We start from the raw sequence: 15,966 nt of genomic DNA, 5'->3' as shown, positions 1-15,966 counted from the left end.
GTGGAGGCGAGCGCTTAGCGCCAAAAGGAAAATGTTCTTCCGACGAGACATGCTTGCATGTCGACGGAGGAAGGTTATTTTCCGCAAGGCGCTGCGAGCCGGAGCTGGACAAAGCGAAAAGCGGAGGACGCTAGGAGCTAGACAACGGAAAAGCGGAAGCCGCCTATGCAAAATGGCTTCTTCCAAACGGACGGTTATCTAGTTTTGAGGGAACGAAATCCCTCTTGACAAACGTGATGATTGGAATATAATAATAAATGTCCAATTGAGATAATTGCCTAGTGACAATAGCGGAGAGGAAACACCCGTTCCCATTCCGAACACGGAAGTTAAGCTCTCCAGCGCCGATGGTAGTTGGGGCCAGCGCCCCTGCAAGAGTAGGTCGTTGCTAGGCAATGTAAAAAGAAGCATGCCTTTCATTAAGGCATGCTTCTTTTTTGCTATATTTATTTATCCTTTCCTTTTATTACCTAAGATCATGTTTCATTTTCGAAAAAAAAGGGAATCATATGACTAGCCATTTTTGTGAGTGACCCTTGCATTTTTTTATAATAAACTATATAGTAGAAGTAAGGTCAAATATAGTCAAAGTCAACTTGGTTTGTAAGGAGGAGGTAGAGTGCCAAACATTTCTGATATTATTGAGCAATATTTAAAACAGGTATTAAATATGAGCGGTAAAGACATTGTGGAAATCAAAAGAAGTGAAATTGCTGATAAATTTCAATGTGTTCCCTCACAAATTAATTATGTTATTAATACAAGATTTACGCTAGAGCGAGGATATATTGTTGAGAGTAAGCGCGGTGGCGGTGGTTACATCCGCATTATGAAAGTGAAAACAAAAAATGAAGCACAGTTAATTGATCAACTGTTAGAATTAATCCAGCACCGGATTAGTCAATCAAATGCGGAAGATATTATTGATCGTCTTGTCGAGGAAAAAGTAATTACCGAACGAGAAGCAAAGATTATGCTAAGCGTAATGGACCGTTCTGTATTATACATCGATTTGCCCCAACGTGATGAATTGAGAGCACGCATGCTAAGAGCGATGTTGATATCGCTAAAATATAAGTAGGGAGGGGATAAAGTTGATATGTCAGGAATGCAATCAAAGACCGGCAACAGTGCATTTCACGAAAATTATAAACGGCGAAAAAACCGAATTTCATCTTTGCGAACAATGCGCTCAAGAGAATAGTGATATGTTTATGTTTTACGGAAATGATGACTTTTCCTTTAATAACTTATTAGCTGGCCTGCTTAATTTTTCATCTCCAATGAAAGAAATGACGTCAAGCCCGTTCCAAAGCACCGATATTTTACAATGCGAGAAGTGTGCAATGACTTATCATCAGTTTACAAAAACAGGTCGTTTCGGCTGTTCAAACTGTTACCGCACATTTGCTAGATATTTACCACCGATATTAAAAAGACTCCATAGCGGAAATACAACCCATGCTGGAAAAATACCGAAACGAAAAGGTGGAACACTCCATCTGCGCAAGCAAATTGCTATGTTAAAACAAAAACTGCAAGAACTGGTGGCGAGAGAAGAATTTGAAAAGGCGGCAGAGGTTCGTGATCAAATTCGTTCTCTTGAATATCAGTTGCATCAACGTCGAGGGGGGGAGATGTAGTTATATGTCGTTTGAGAAGTTTTTTAATACGGCGGTCAGTTCTTGGATGAGTCAGGAGGGGCCTGATTCTGATATCGTGTTAAGCAGCCGTATCCGTTTAGCAAGAAACATTGTTGATTTTCGGTTTCCAACAGTATTTAACAATGAGGAAGCACAGCAAATTGTTTCATTGTTTGAGCAAACATTTGCTCATCGTTTTTACCCGTCTGTCGGTCGTTTTGAATTGTTAAAAATGTCAGAGCTTCAACCGATTGAAAAAAGGGTATTGGTAGAAAAGCATTTAATTAGCCCGCATTTGGCAGAAGATTCTCCTTTTGGGGCGTGCTTGCTTTCAGAAAATGAAGAAATAAGCATTATGATTAATGAAGAGGATCACATTCGTATTCAATGTTTATTTCCTGGTCTTCAATTAACAGAAGCGTTAAAGGTGGCTAATGAGCTTGATGATTGGATTGAGGAACATGTCAATTATGCGTTTGATGAAAAACTCGGATATTTAACAAGCTGTCCGACAAACGTTGGAACAGGGATGCGCGCTTCTGTTATGATGCATCTCCCGGCTCTCGTTTTAACACAGCAAATAAACCGCATTATTCCAGCAATCAACCAACTAGGATTAGTAGTACGTGGAACATATGGAGAAGGCAGTGAGGCGTTAGGTAATATTTTCCAAATTTCAAATCAAATTACATTAGGAAAGTCGGAAGAGGATATTGTGGAAGATTTGAAAAGCGTTGTTCAACAGTTAATTGCCCAAGAAAGAATGGCGAGGGAGACATTAGTCAAAACTTTAAACATACAATTAGAAGACAGAGTATTCCGTTCTTATGGGATATTAGCAAATAGCCGTGTTATTGAATCTAAAGAAGCAGCGCAATGTTTGTCTGATGTACGTTTAGGAATTGACTTAGGATATATTAAAAATATTTCGCGCAATATTTTAAATGAGCTGATGATTTTAACTCAACCTGGATTTTTACAACAGTATGCAGGCGGCGTGCTAAGACCGGAAGAACGGGATGTTCGACGGGCGGCACTAATCCGCGAACGTCTAAAAATGGAAGAAAGAAAAGCGATGGAGGGTGATGAATAATGATGTTTGGAAGATTTACGGAGCGGGCGCAAAAAGTATTGGCGCTAGCTCAAGAGGAAGCAATACGCCTTGGCCATAATAACATTGGAACGGAACATATTTTATTAGGTTTAATTCGCGAAGGGGAAGGAATTGCAGCAAAAGCATTAATGGCTTTAGGGCTTGGGCCAGAAAAAATTCAAAAAGAGGTAGAATCGTTAATCGGTCGCGGCCATGAAGTTTCCCATACGATCCATTATACGCCGCGTGCGAAAAAAGTAATTGAACTATCGATGGATGAAGCGAGAAAGCTTGGCCATTCCTATGTAGGAACAGAACATATTTTACTAGGTCTTATTCGTGAAGGTGAAGGAGTTGCGGCCCGCGTACTTAACAATTTGGGAGTAAGTCTTAATAAAGCGCGCCAACAAGTGTTGCAACTGCTTGGAAGCAATGAGTCTGTTTCCGGCCATTCAGGAGGCGGTGCTTCACACGTAAGTACACCAACATTAGACAGCTTAGCTCGCGATTTAACGGCGATTGCTCGTGAAGGAAGATTAGACCCTGTTATTGGCAGAAGCAAGGAAATTCAGCGCGTTATTGAAGTGTTAAGCCGTCGTACAAAAAATAACCCGGTGTTAATCGGAGAACCTGGGGTTGGGAAAACAGCCATTGCTGAAGGCCTTGCGCAACAAATCGTAAATAATGAAGTTCCAGAAACACTCCGCGATAAGCGAGTAATGACGTTAGATATGGGAACGGTAGTAGCTGGTACAAAATACCGCGGTGAATTTGAAGATCGTCTGAAAAAAGTGATGGATGAGATTCGTCAAGCAGGAAATATCATTCTCTTCATTGATGAGCTCCATACGCTTATTGGCGCAGGTGGTGCAGAAGGTGCGATTGACGCATCGAACATCTTGAAGCCAGCGCTTGCCCGTGGGGAGTTGCAATGCATTGGTGCGACTACATTGGATGAGTATCGGAAATATATTGAAAAAGACGCGGCATTAGAACGTCGTTTCCAACCAATTTACGTCGATGAACCGACGGTAGAAGAATCGATTCAAATTTTAAAAGGATTGCGCGATCGCTATGAAGCGCATCACCGTGTATCTATTTCGGATGAAGCAATCATTCAGGCAGTAAAATTATCTGACCGCTATATTACTGACCGTTTCCTTCCAGATAAAGCAATCGATTTAATCGATGAGGCTTGTTCGAAAGTTCGCCTTCGTTCGTTCACTGCTCCTCCACAATTAAAGGAACTTGAGCAAAAACTTGAGGAAGTACGCAAAGAAAAAGATGCTGCTGTACAAAGCCAAGAATTTGAAAAAGCTGCTTCCTTGCGTGATATGGAACAACGTTTACGTGAAGAATTGGAAGAAACGAAACGCGCGTGGAAAGAAAAACAGGGTCAGGAAAACTCTGAAGTAACAGTGGAAGACATTGCGATGGTTGTATCAAGCTGGACAGGAATTCCGGTGTCAAAACTTGCACAAACAGAAACAGAACGATTATTGAAACTAGAAGAAATTTTACATTCCCGCGTCGTTGGTCAAGATGAAGCAGTAAAAGCAGTTGCCAAAGCAGTTCGTCGTGCGCGGGCTGGATTAAAAGATCCGAAACGCCCGATTGGCTCGTTCATTTTCCTCGGTCCAACTGGTGTTGGAAAAACAGAATTAGCAAGAGCGCTTGCAGAAGCGATGTTCGGTGATGAAGACGCACTTATTCGCATCGATATGTCGGAATATATGGAGAAGCACTCGACATCTCGTTTAATCGGTTCGCCTCCTGGCTATGTCGGATACGAGGAAGGCGGTCAACTAACGGAAAAAGTGCGCCGCAAACCGTATTCGGTCGTGTTGTTAGATGAGATGGAAAAAGCGCATCCAGACGTATTTAACATTTTGCTGCAAGTGTTGGAAGACGGGCGTTTAACTGATTCGAAAGGAAGAACGGTTGACTTCCGCAATACGATTATCATTATGACATCGAACGTCGGTGCGGATGCGTTAAAGCGGAATAAATACGTCGGCTTTAATATCCAAGATGAAGATCAGAAGTACAAAGACATGAAAGGAAAAGTCATGGACGAGTTAAAGAAAGCATTTCGTCCGGAGTTTTTAAACCGAATTGATGAAATTATTGTCTTCCATTCACTTGAAAAACAACATTTAAAAGAAATTGTAAAACTAATGGCAGAACAGCTTGTAAAACGCTTAAAAGAACAAGATATCGATTTAGAGTTAACGGATGCGGCCATTGAAAAAATTGCTTCCGAGGGATATGATCTAGAATACGGTGCTCGTCCATTGCGTCGCGCGTTGCAAAAACATATAGAAGATCGTTTGTCGGAAGAGCTGTTAAAAGGAACGATTGGCAAAGGGCAAAAAGTCATTGTAGACGTAAAAGACGGAGAGTTCGTCGTTTTATCAGAGCAAGCGGTGATGTAATCGGCGTTTTCTTGATGGAAGGTATGCGGCAGCTCACTGCCCATACCTTTTTGTTTCAACGATGAAAAAGAAAGGGTTTTCTAGCGATGGGGAAAAAGAAAACAAAGTTTGTTTGTCAAGAATGCGGTTATGAATCAGCGAAATGGCTTGGAAGATGTCCAGGATGCAGTACATGGAATTCGATGGTCGAGGAAATTGAGCGGACAAAGCCAATGACAAGAGGAGTGTTTGTGCATTCCACGGATGATATCATCTCAAAACCAGTTCCAATTACTACCGTGACCACAACGCAAGAGCCGCGCATACAAACGAGTATTTCTGAATTTAACCGTGTATTAGGTGGGGGAATTGTGAAAGGTTCGCTCGTTTTAATCGGTGGGGATCCAGGCATTGGAAAATCAACGCTTCTTTTGCAAGTTTCTGCGCAACTTGCTGCTATGCAACATAAAGTATTATATATATCCGGCGAAGAATCCGTAAAACAAACGAAATTGCGCGCTGACCGCCTTCACATTGCTTCCGACCAATTGTATGTATTAGCGGAGACAGATTTGGAATATATTGCAGAAGCAATCGAAAATGTTCGCCCCGCTTGTGTTGTGATTGATTCGATTCAAACGATTTACCGTGCAGATATTACGTCCGCACCAGGAAGTGTATCGCAAGTCCGTGAATGTACAGCGGAACTGATGAAAATTGCCAAAACAAAAGGAATTGCCATTTTTATTGTCGGCCATGTAACGAAAGAGGGAGCGATTGCCGGTCCAAGAATTTTAGAGCATATGGTGGATACGGTTCTTTATTTCGAAGGAGAACGTCACCATACGTATCGTATTTTACGGGCGGTGAAAAACCGTTTCGGCTCCACAAATGAAATTGGTATTTTTGAAATGAGAGATTCAGGACTTATCGAGGTCGAAAACCCTTCAGAAGTGTTTTTAGAAGAACGTTCCCGAGGGTCGGCAGGTTCAACCGTTGTCGCCGCAATGGAAGGAACTCGTCCTGTATTAGTCGAAATTCAAGCATTAGTATCTCCAACGAGTTTTGGCAACCCGCGTCGGATGGCAACGGGAATCGACCATAACCGTGTTTCTTTATTAATGGCCGTATTGGAAAAAAGGGTCGGCCTGCTTTTACAAAATCAGGACGCTTACTTGAAAGTGGCAGGGGGAGTAAAATTAGACGAGCCAGCGATTGATTTGGCGATTGCCGTAAGCATTGCCTCAAGTTTCCGCGATCAGCCAACCAACCCGTCCGATGTGATTATCGGCGAGGTCGGTTTAACTGGGGAAGTACGTCGTGTTTCCCGTATTGAACAGCGGGTGCAAGAAGCAGTAAAATTAGGGTTTTCTCGCATCATTATTCCTAAAAACAATTTAGCAGGATGGAATCCGCCAAAACATATAACCGTGATCGGTGTGTCCCACGTTGCCGAGGCACTTGAACATACGTTGCAGTAAAATTTACAAGTACATGTCAAATATTTAAAAAATATTAAAAACTATGTTAAAGATTGGTTTCAAACATTGGAAACTGTTTATAATGTTAGATAGGGAGGTGAAAATAAAGAAATGGTAAAACGTATCGTTCAGTTGTTTTTTCTTGTTGTTGGAGGAACATTAGGTGTTGTTTTCTTGCCAAATTTGTTGCGCCTTATGAATATAAGCGACATTTCATTGTTAAATAATTCATATACATTGGCGGTATTAGGAGCACTTATTTTCTTTATGATGACTTTTTGGCTAGTAGATTACGTTGTAGATATGATTCGCTGGGTCGAGGAATCGCTCGTTAAAGTGCCTGTTGCTGATCTTTTATTTGGCAGTTTAGGGCTTATTTTCGGCCTTATTATTGCGTTTTTAGTTGTTATGCCGCTGCAATCGTTTCAGTTTCAAGTCGTCAATACGGTGCTGCCGATATTTTTGACGATCCTGCTTGGTTACTTAGGATTTCAAGTCGGATTTAAAAAACGGCATGAATTAATGAATTTATTTTCTCTTTCCAATCGAATGGCAAAGAAAAAGGGGACAGAAGAAGAGACGGGTTTATCAAAAGATAGTCCTGTAAAAATTTTAGATACAAGTGTAATTATTGATGGCCGAATTGCAGATATTTGCCAAACAGGTTTTTTAGAAGGAACAATTGTCATTCCTCGTTTTGTGCTTGAAGAATTGCAACATATTGCAGATTCATCTGATGTGTTAAAACGCAATCGTGGCCGACGTGGACTTGACATTTTAAACCGCATTCAAAAGGAATTGGATATTAAAGTGGAAATTTATGAAGGCGATTTTGACGATATTCAAGAGGTAGACAGTAAGCTGGTGAAGTTGGCAAAATTAACATCAGGTGTTGTTGTCACGAATGATTTCAATTTAAATAAAGTATGTGAGCTGCAAAATGTGCGTGTCCTTAATATTAATGATTTAGCGAATGCGGTAAAACCGGTTGTTCTCCCTGGGGAAGAATTAAACGTTCATGTGATCAAAGATGGCAAAGAGCACAATCAAGGTGTGGCGTACTTAGATGATGGAACAATGATTGTCGTGGAAGACGGAAAAGATTATATAGGCAAACGGGTTGACGTATTGGTGACAAGCGTGTTACAAACATCAGCAGGGAGAATGATTTTCGCGAAGCTAAAGCTATTGCAAAAAGCGTTATAAACGAATGAGTAGGGGAAACAGCGATGATGTATGAGGTAGTCATTCCTGCAGCCGGGCAAGGAAAGCGAATGAAGGCAGGAGTTAATAAACAATTGATTGAACTTCAAAACGAACCGCTAATTGTGCGCACATTAAAAGTGTTTGAAAAAGATGAATGGTGCCGTGGTATTATTGTTGTGATTAATGAAGCGGAAAGAACACAGTTTGAACAATTATTTTCTCGTTTCCATATTAAAAAAATCACTGCGATCGTAAGCGGTGGAAAAGAGCGACAACATAGCGTGTACAATGGGCTGAAAGCGGTGAAAAATGGGGATATTGTGCTTATTCATGATGGTGCGCGTCCGTTCGTTACTATAGAGCAAATTCATGAATTAGTAAAAGAAGCGAAGGAACACGGTGCGGCAATTCCGGCTGTGCGCGTTAAAGACACTATCAAAAAGGCGCGCGATCAGTTTGTTGAGGAAACGATGGAACGCTCTAGCTTGTGGGCTGTACAAACTCCACAAGCTTTTCATGTTTCTCTCGTTTTAAGGGCACATGAGCAGGCACAAAAAGATGGTTATATTGGCACAGATGATGCAAGTCTTGTAGAGCGAATTGGCGGGAAAGTAAAAATTGTCGAAGGCGATTACCGCAATATTAAATTAACGACACCGGATGATTTATTATTTGCTGAAGCGATTTTATCAAGTTGGGTAATTTCATAACGAGAGGGGTAACTACATGTTTCGCATTGGTCAAGGATTTGATGTTCATCAGCTTGTCGAGGGCCGTCCCCTCATCATTGGAGGCGTTCGCATTCCATACGAAAGAGGGTTGCTCGGCCATTCCGACGCCGATGTATTGTTGCATGCGGTCGCAGATGCATGTTTAGGAGCAATTGCTGCAGGTGATATTGGCAAGCATTTTCCAGATACCGATGACCGCTATAAGGATGCTGATTCTGCGCTATTATTAAAACAAGTATGGGAATTAGTCAAGCAGCAAGGATACGAACTTGTTAATCTCGATTGCACGATTATCGCACAAAAGCCAAAGATGGCGCCACATATCGAGCAAATGAAAGAAAATATTGCGAATTTGCTAGAAGGAGAACCGTCACAAGTCAATGTCAAAGCAACAACGACGGAAAAGTTAGGTTTTACTGGCCGAGAAGAAGGAATTGCCGCTCAAGCGGTCGTATTATTGCAAAAAAAATAAAATAAACATCATATTGCTTACTTGTATAGCCTCAAACAATCCATTTTGAACTTTGCTCATATAAAATGTACAATAGTGGTACAAGTTTGATTAGATATTGGAGGGTTATTGACGATGTCACAAGAAGTGAGAGTGCGATACGCACCGAGTCCAACCGGTCATTTACATATTGGCGGTGCAAGAACGGCGTTATTTAACTATTTATTTGCTCGTCATCATAATGGAAAATTTATTGTACGTATTGAGGATACGGATATCGAACGAAACGTAGAAGGTGGCGAACAGTCGCAGTTAGAAAACTTAAAATGGTTAGGCATTGATTATGACGAGTCGGTGGATAAAGACGGCGGATACGGTCCATATCGCCAAACGGAACGTCTCGATATATATCGTAAATACGTGAATGAACTTTTAGAAAAAGGATATGCGTATAAATGTTTCTGCACGCCAGAAGAGCTGGAAAAAGAGCGGGAAGCGCAAAGAGCGGCAGGGATTGCAGCGCCGCAATATAGCGGAAAGTGCCGCCATTTAACGAAAGAACAAGTCGCACAATTGGAAGCAGAAGGAAAGCCGTATACGATTCGTGTAAAAGTACCTGAAGGAAAAGTATATGAATTTGAAGATATCGTACGTGGAAAAGTGACGTTTGAATCAAAAGATATTGGCGATTGGGTCATTATGAAAGCAAACGGCATCCCAACATACAATTTTGCCGTTGTTATTGATGACCACTTAATGAAAATTACCCACGTGTTCCGCGGTGAAGAACATTTATCGAACACGCCGAAACAGTTAATGATTTACGACTATTTCGGGTGGGAGCCGCCGAAATTTGCTCATTTAACGTTAATTGTAAATGAGAATCGCAAAAAACTTTCGAAACGTGATGAATCGATTATTCAATTTGTTTCTCAATATAAAGAGCTTGGCTATTTGCCAGAAGCGTTGTTTAACTTCTTTGCACTATTAGGATGGTCACCAGAAGGGGAAGAAGAAATTTTCTCGAAAGAGGAACTCATTCGTATTTTTGATGTTTCCCGATTGTCCAAATCACCATCGATGTTCGATACGAAAAAGTTGACATGGATGAATAACCAATATATTAAAAAACTAGACTTAGACCGATTAGTGGAAATTTCATTGCCGCATTTGATTAAGGCCGGACGCCTGCCAGAACAAATGAGTGAAGAACAACGGCAATGGGCGCGTGATTTAATTGCATTATACCAAGAACAAATGAGTTATGGAGCGGAAATTGTAGAGCTATCGGAGTTGTTCTTTAAAGAAGACATTGAGTATAATGAAGAAGCGAAAGAAGTGTTAGCCGGCGAACAAGTCCCTGATGTGTTAAAAACATTTTTAGAAGAAGTGAAACAGCTTGAGCCGTTTACGGCAGAAAATATTAAAGCGGCAATTAAATCGGTGCAAAAAGCGACAGGACAAAAAGGGAAAAAATTGTTTATGCCGATTCGCGTTGCGGTAACAGGGCAAACACACGGTCCAGAACTGCCATTTGCGATTCAATTATTAGGAAAAGAAAAAGTTATAAGCCGATTAGAAAAGGTGATTCATTAACCTTTTTATCCGTTTTTCATATAGTAAAAATTAAAATATAGAAAAAGCGTTGACGAGGAGAAGTAGAAAACATTGGCATTCCAGAGAGAATCACCTTGGCTGGAAGTGATTCATGACCGATGTTTTTGAAATGCCCCTCGGAGCCTCCTTTCGAACCAGAGCAGAGACGTTCTGTAGTAGATAGGAGCGGAGTTTCTCCGTTATCAGATTGGAGTGAGCTAAACGAATCGTTTAGCTAAACAGAGTGGAACCGCGCCTAGAAGCGTCTCTGTGTCATTGGCACAGAGACGTTTTTTTCATAGATGTACTTTCCGCAAATTTGATGAAAGTGGAGGGAGGATCATATGTTTAAAACACTTAAGGAAGATATTGAGGTGATTTTTGAGCAAGATCCAGCAGCAAGGAGCTATTTAGAAGTTATTTTAACATACTCTGGCCTTCACGCGATTTGGGCACACCGTATTGCTCATGCATTATATAAGCGTAAATTTTACTTTCTTGCCCGCCTTATTTCGCAAATTAGCCGCTTTTTTACAGGCATTGAAATTCACCCGGGAGCGAAAATCGGCCGCCGCTTTTTCATCGATCATGGCATGGGTGTGGTGATTGGCGAAACATGTGAAATTGGAGATAATGTAACTGTGTATCAAGGTGTAACATTAGGAGGAACAGGGAAAGAAAAAGGAAAGCGCCATCCAACGATTAAAGACAACTGCTTAATTGCAGCAGGTGCGAAAGTGCTCGGTTCCATTACGATTGGAGAAAACTCAAAAATCGGAGCAGGTTCTGTTGTGTTGAAAGACGTTCCACCGAACTCCACGGTTGTTGGCATTCCGGGACGAGTGGTTGTCCGCAATGGTGTGAAAGTGAAAAAAGACTTAAATCATACGGACTTACCAGATCCGGTTGCCGATCGCATTAAAGAGTTAGAAGCAGAAATTGCAAGATTGCGTGAAGAAATTGAAAGCTTAAAGAAGGAAAGGAAGGTCGAAGATGAGCAGCATTCGACTTTATAACACGTTAACAAGAAAAAAGGAACTGTTTGAACCGCTAGAACCGAATAAAGTAAAAATGTATGTATGCGGTCCAACCGTATATAACTATATTCATATTGGGAACGCCCGCGCCGCGATTGTGTTTGATACGATTCGCCGTTACCTAGAGTTTCGCGGTTATGAAGTGAAATACGTCTCCAATTTTACGGATGTGGATGACAAGTTAATTAAGGCGGCGCGCGAATTAGGAGAAGATGTGCCGACAATCGCGGAGCGTTTTATTCAAGCGTATTTTGAAGATATTACAGCGCTTGGATGCAAAAAAGCGGATGTTCATCCACGCGTAACGGAAAATATAGATACGATTATTGAATTTATTCAAACATTAATCGATAGAGGTTATGCATACGAAGTAGACGGGGATGTGTACTATCGTACAAGGAAATTTAAAGAATATGGAAAACTCTCGCATCAATCTATTGATGAACTAAAAGCGGGAGCGCGCATCGAAGTAGGGGAAAAGAAAGAAGATCCGCTTGATTTCGCGTTATGGAAAGCGGCAAAAGAAGGCGAAATTTGCTGGGATAGCCCGTGGGGAAAAGGGCGTCCGGGATGGCATATCGAGTGCTCGGCAATGGCGCGTAAATATTTAGGTGATACGATTGATATTCATGCCGGTGGTCAAGATTTGACGTTTCCTCATCATGAAAACGAAATTGCACAATCAGAAGCGTTAACAGGAAAACCGTTTGCGAAATATTGGCTTCATAACGGATATTTAAATATTAATAACGAAAAAATGTCAAAATCGCTAGGTAATTTTGTGCTCGTTCACGATATTATCCAGCAAATCGATCCGCAAGTATTACGGTTCTTTATGCTTTCTGTTCATTACCGACATCCGATTAACTATAGTGAAGAATTATTAGAGAGCGCGAAAAAAGGATTGGAACGGTTAAAAACGTCCTATTTTAATTTAAAACATCGATTGCAAAGCAGCACGAACTTAACCGATGATGATGATCAATGGCTTGCGCGCATTCAAGAGCAACATGAGGCATTTATTCGGGAGATGGACGATGATTTTAACACAGCCAATGGGATTGCCGTGTTATTTGAGCTATCGAAACAAGCGAACTTATATTTGTTGGAAAAAAATACGTCCGAACGCGTCATTCATGCATTTTTGCGTGAATTTGAACAGCTGTTAGATGTACTGGGCATTACGTTGCAAGAAGAGGAATTATTGGACGAGGAAATCGAAGCGCTTATTCAAAAGCGGAACGAAGCGAGAAAAAATCGGAATTTTGCTTTAGCGGATCAAATTCGTGATGAATTAAAGGCGAAAAACATTATTTTAGAAGATACGCCGCAAGGTACGAGATGGAAAAGAGGATAAGATGCGATGAGTCTTTTACAGCCGATCAAAGATGTAAAACAACTAAACGGATTAGCGCTTGCTTACATTGGGGATGCCGTATACGAACTTTATGTACGGCATCACCTTCTTTCAAAGGGAAATGTGAAGCCGCATCAGCTTCATAAACAAGCGATTCAATATGTATCAGCGAAAGCACAAGCAAAAGTGTTGTTAACATTATTAGAAAATGAATTATTAACAGAAGAAGAGCAGTCGGTCGTTCGCCGGGGAAGAAACGCCAAATCTGGTACGATTCCCAAAAACACGGATGTGCAGACGTACCGATATAGTACAGCATTTGAAGCGCTTATCGGCTATCATTTTTTAGGAAATAATGAAAAACGAGTTGAGGAGATTATTCGCTGTTCTTTTGCGATTATTGAAGGTGAGGAAAGGAAGTTGTAGCAATGGATTTTATTATTGGAAAAAATCCTGTCATTGAGGCATTGAAATCAGAAAGGGAAATTAACAAGATTTGGATAGCAGAAGGTGTGCAGCGCAACTCTATCCAACCGATTATTCGGCTTGCTAAGCAAAATGGTGTGCTTGTGCAATATGTTCCGAAAAAAAAGCTTGATCAAATGGTAGAAGGGGCGCACCAAGGAGTTGTCGCTCAAGTTGCGGCGTACCGTTATTACGAGGTTGATGATTTATTTGCGCGAGCATCCGAAAAAAACGAACCGCCATTTTTTCTCATTCTTGATGAATTGGAAGATCCACATAACTTAGGTTCGATTATGCGAACGGCTGATGCCGTAGGCGCCCACGGAATCATTATTCCGAAACGCCGTTCTGTCGGCTTGACGGCAACGGTAGCAAAAGCTTCGACAGGTGCGATCGAATATGTCCCCGTTGCGCGAGTGACGAATTTAGCGAGAACGATTGATGAATTAAAAGAGCGCGGTGTATGGATTGTTGGAACAGATGCCAAAGCAAAAGATGACTATCGCTCCCTTGACGGAACGATGCCGCTGGCTCTTGTCATTGGCAGTGAAGGAAAAGGAATCGGAAGGCTCATTTTAGAAAAATGCGATTTTCTCATTCATTTGCCGATGAGAGGGCATGTTACGTCATTGAATGCTTCTGTCGCTGCAAGTCTTCTCATGTATGAGGTGTACCGCAAACGTTATCCGCAAGGAGAATAAATCGATGAATATTCTGATTGTCGATGGCTATAACATGATCGGTGCTTGGCCGGAGCTTCGCAAGCTGAAAGAGGAGGATGACCTTGCTGCGGCAAGGGATTTATTGATTTCCAAAATGGCCGAGTACCAAGGATTTACTGGAGATCAAGTCATTATCGTTTTCGATGCGCACCTCATACAAGGGAATGAGAAAAAATATAAAGATCATCAAGTCGAAGTTATTTTTACCAAAGAAAATGAGACAGCGGATGAACGGATTGAAAGGTTAGCAAAAAGCTTAATTAATGTGCAAACAAAGGTGTATGTCGCTACGTCGGATTATACGGAGCAATGGACAATTTTTAGTCAAGGGGCGTTGCGTAAGTCGGCACGTGAACTTTTAGTCGAAATGGAGTCTATCGAAAAGGCTATTTCAAAAAAAATACAAAATATACAAGAACAAACTCCTATGTCTAAAGTTCCATTGACAGATGAAATTGCTCAAATTTTCGAAAGATGGCGAAGAGGGCAAAAATGAGCGGTTGACGCTGTAAAAATTTGTACTGTATAATAAATTCTAGCGATTTATGCGGTCGGGGGGATCAGCGTGGGCGATTGCTTCAAAGAAAAAACATATAAAAACTATAAACATTTGGAAGATGAGCAATTAGTTGAACTTGTGCATCAAGGGGATGGAGATGCGCTAGATTTTTTGATTCATAAGTATCAAAATTTTGTACGTGCCAAAGCGCGCTCTTATTTTTTAGTCGGCGCCGATCGGGAAGATATCATTCAAGAAGGAATGATTGGTTTATATAAGGCGGTTCGCGATTTTAAAGGGGACAAGCTTTCCTCTTTTAAAGCGTTTGCAGAACTTTGTATTACAAGGCAGATGATCACTGCAATCAAAACAGCGACAAGACAAAAACATATTCCGCTTAATTCTTATGTATCTTTGGATAGACCTATTTATGATGATGAATCAGACCGGACGCTGATGGATGTCATTTCTGGAACGAAAGCGATGGATCCAGAAGAACTGATCGTCAATCGCGAGGAAGTCGATGATATCGAAGTGAAAATGACCGAACTGCTCAGTGATTTGGAGCGGAAAGTGCTTGCTTTATATTTAGATGGTCGCTCATATCAAGAAATTTCTGAAGAGCTAAATCGCCATGTCAAATCGATTGATAACGCCCTTCAGCGCGTAAAAAGAAAACTGGAAAAATATTTGGAATATCGTGAAATTAGTCTTTAGGAGAAGGCTTTTATTTTCCTGAAGTCATTGACATAGGAATACGTGTATGGTAAATTTTTATGGACATCCTTTAGAACGGTGGGACATTCATGAGGAAAAAAATTATTTTAGCTTGCAGTCAATGCAATAGTCGAAATTATGTTACAATGAAAAACGTCAACCGTTGTCAAGAACGCTTTGAAACGAGCAAATTTTGCAAAACTTGCAATATGCATACGACCCACCGCGAAACGAAATAAAGCAATGTGGGCAGCTCGTACGTTTGTTGGAGGTTACTAATCATGCAACGAATAATGAATTTTTTTAGAGAAGTAGCACGGGAAATGAAAAAAGTAAGCTGGCCAAGCCGAAAAGAACTTGTCAATTATACCGCTATTGTATTGGCCACTGTTGCGTTTTTTACATTATTTTTTGCTATTGTTGATCTAGGCATTTCTAAATTAATTCGTCTTGTTTTTGAATAAGTCTTTTGCCCATATGATATAATGAAAGATAATAAAGCAAACGTATAGCCCGGTAACGGGTTTTTGTTTTGCTTAAAAAAGGAAACCAAA

Annotated in this window: 17 protein-coding genes, 1 rRNA gene and 1 other annotated feature; all 18 genes read left to right on the top strand. The window is 40.9% G+C overall.

Annotation, left to right across the window (positions count from 1 at the left end; translation table 11 throughout):
- The first annotated feature begins 277 nt into the window (after positions 1-277).
- The 18 genes from rrf (at position 278) to secE (ending at position 15,876) form a co-directional block, all read left to right on the top strand.
- Positions 278-394: ribosomal RNA gene (rrf, locus tag QSJ37_RS17835) — 5S ribosomal RNA — on the top strand.
- Between the two features lie 225 nt (positions 395-619).
- Complete coding sequence (locus QSJ37_RS17830) at positions 620-1,081, top strand: CtsR family transcriptional regulator (protein ID WP_285756515.1); 462 nt, start codon at positions 620-622, stop codon at positions 1,079-1,081.
- Positions 1,082-1,094: 13 nt separating this feature from the next.
- Entirely contained in the window at positions 1,095-1,643 is a 549-nt protein-coding gene (mcsA, locus tag QSJ37_RS17825; protein WP_012748855.1) for a protein-arginine kinase activator protein McsA, read from the top strand.
- Between the two features lie 4 nt (positions 1,644-1,647).
- Positions 1,648-2,736, top strand: a complete 1,089-nt coding sequence (gene mcsB / locus QSJ37_RS17820; RefSeq protein ID WP_285756514.1) for a protein-arginine kinase McsB — start codon at positions 1,648-1,650, stop codon at positions 2,734-2,736.
- Entirely contained in the window at positions 2,736-5,171 is a 2,436-nt protein-coding gene (clpC, locus tag QSJ37_RS17815; protein WP_285756513.1) for an ATP-dependent protease ATP-binding subunit ClpC, read from the top strand. The genes mcsB and clpC overlap by 1 nt, the downstream gene beginning before the upstream one ends.
- Positions 5,172-5,257: 86 nt before the next feature.
- Positions 5,258-6,631, top strand: coding sequence for a DNA repair protein RadA (radA, locus tag QSJ37_RS17810; RefSeq protein WP_285756512.1), 1,374 nt, complete (start codon positions 5,258-5,260; stop codon positions 6,629-6,631).
- A 111-nt stretch (positions 6,632-6,742) separates the two neighbouring features.
- Positions 6,743-7,837 (top strand): PIN/TRAM domain-containing protein, encoded by a 1,095-nt coding sequence (locus tag QSJ37_RS17805; protein ID WP_285756511.1) that lies wholly within the window; start codon positions 6,743-6,745, stop codon positions 7,835-7,837.
- A gap of 23 nt (positions 7,838-7,860) precedes the next feature.
- The gene (ispD, locus tag QSJ37_RS17800; RefSeq protein ID WP_285756510.1) at positions 7,861-8,547 is read left to right on the top strand and encodes a 2-C-methyl-D-erythritol 4-phosphate cytidylyltransferase; all 687 of its coding nucleotides are present in this window, start codon (positions 7,861-7,863) and stop codon (positions 8,545-8,547) included.
- Between the two features lie 16 nt (positions 8,548-8,563).
- Positions 8,564-9,040: a 2-C-methyl-D-erythritol 2,4-cyclodiphosphate synthase gene (gene ispF, locus QSJ37_RS17795; protein ID WP_285756509.1), complete on the top strand. Its 477-nt coding sequence runs from the start codon at positions 8,564-8,566 to the stop codon at positions 9,038-9,040.
- Between the two features lie 114 nt (positions 9,041-9,154).
- Positions 9,155-10,615: a glutamate--tRNA ligase gene (gene gltX, locus QSJ37_RS17790; protein ID WP_062677078.1), complete on the top strand. Its 1,461-nt coding sequence runs from the start codon at positions 9,155-9,157 to the stop codon at positions 10,613-10,615.
- Between the two features lie 40 nt (positions 10,616-10,655).
- Positions 10,656-10,888, top strand: a binding site (T-box leader).
- 71 nt (positions 10,889-10,959) lie between these two features.
- Entirely contained in the window at positions 10,960-11,631 is a 672-nt protein-coding gene (gene cysE / locus QSJ37_RS17785; protein WP_012748863.1) for a serine O-acetyltransferase, read from the top strand.
- Positions 11,609-13,009, top strand: coding sequence for a cysteine--tRNA ligase (gene cysS, locus QSJ37_RS17780; protein WP_012748864.1), 1,401 nt, complete (start codon positions 11,609-11,611; stop codon positions 13,007-13,009). Before cysE ends, cysS begins: the two co-directional genes overlap by 23 nt.
- A 6-nt stretch (positions 13,010-13,015) precedes the next feature.
- Positions 13,016-13,435 carry a Mini-ribonuclease 3 gene (locus QSJ37_RS17775; protein ID WP_285756507.1) on the top strand — a complete coding sequence of 140 codons (420 nt, stop codon included), beginning with the start codon at positions 13,016-13,018 and terminating at the stop codon, positions 13,433-13,435.
- Positions 13,436-13,437: 2 nt separating this feature from the next.
- Positions 13,438-14,175 (top strand): 23S rRNA (guanosine(2251)-2'-O)-methyltransferase RlmB, encoded by a 738-nt coding sequence (gene rlmB, locus QSJ37_RS17770; protein ID WP_285756506.1) that lies wholly within the window; start codon positions 13,438-13,440, stop codon positions 14,173-14,175.
- A 4-nt stretch (positions 14,176-14,179) separates the two neighbouring features.
- Positions 14,180-14,692: an NYN domain-containing protein gene (locus tag QSJ37_RS17765; RefSeq protein ID WP_285756505.1), complete on the top strand. Its 513-nt coding sequence runs from the start codon at positions 14,180-14,182 to the stop codon at positions 14,690-14,692.
- 69 nt (positions 14,693-14,761) lie between these two features.
- Entirely contained in the window at positions 14,762-15,412 is a 651-nt protein-coding gene (gene sigH / locus QSJ37_RS17760) for an RNA polymerase sporulation sigma factor SigH (protein WP_285756504.1), read from the top strand.
- An 89-nt stretch (positions 15,413-15,501) separates the two neighbouring features.
- A complete protein-coding gene (gene rpmG, locus QSJ37_RS17755) occupies positions 15,502-15,651 on the top strand; it encodes a 50S ribosomal protein L33 (protein WP_012748869.1) in 150 nt (49 codons plus the stop codon).
- Positions 15,652-15,693: 42 nt separating this feature from the next.
- On the top strand, positions 15,694-15,876 hold the full coding sequence (secE, locus tag QSJ37_RS17750; protein ID WP_285756502.1) for a preprotein translocase subunit SecE: 183 nt from the start codon (positions 15,694-15,696) through the stop codon (positions 15,874-15,876).
- Positions 15,877-15,966: the final 90 nt, after the last annotated feature.

Source organism: Parageobacillus sp. G301, assembly GCF_030268025.1.
Classification (GTDB): Bacteria; Bacillota; Bacilli; order Bacillales; family Anoxybacillaceae; genus Parageobacillus_B; species Parageobacillus_B toebii.
Note: the sequence above shows the minus strand (reverse complement) of the source record. Positions and strands in the feature narration are given on the sequence as shown.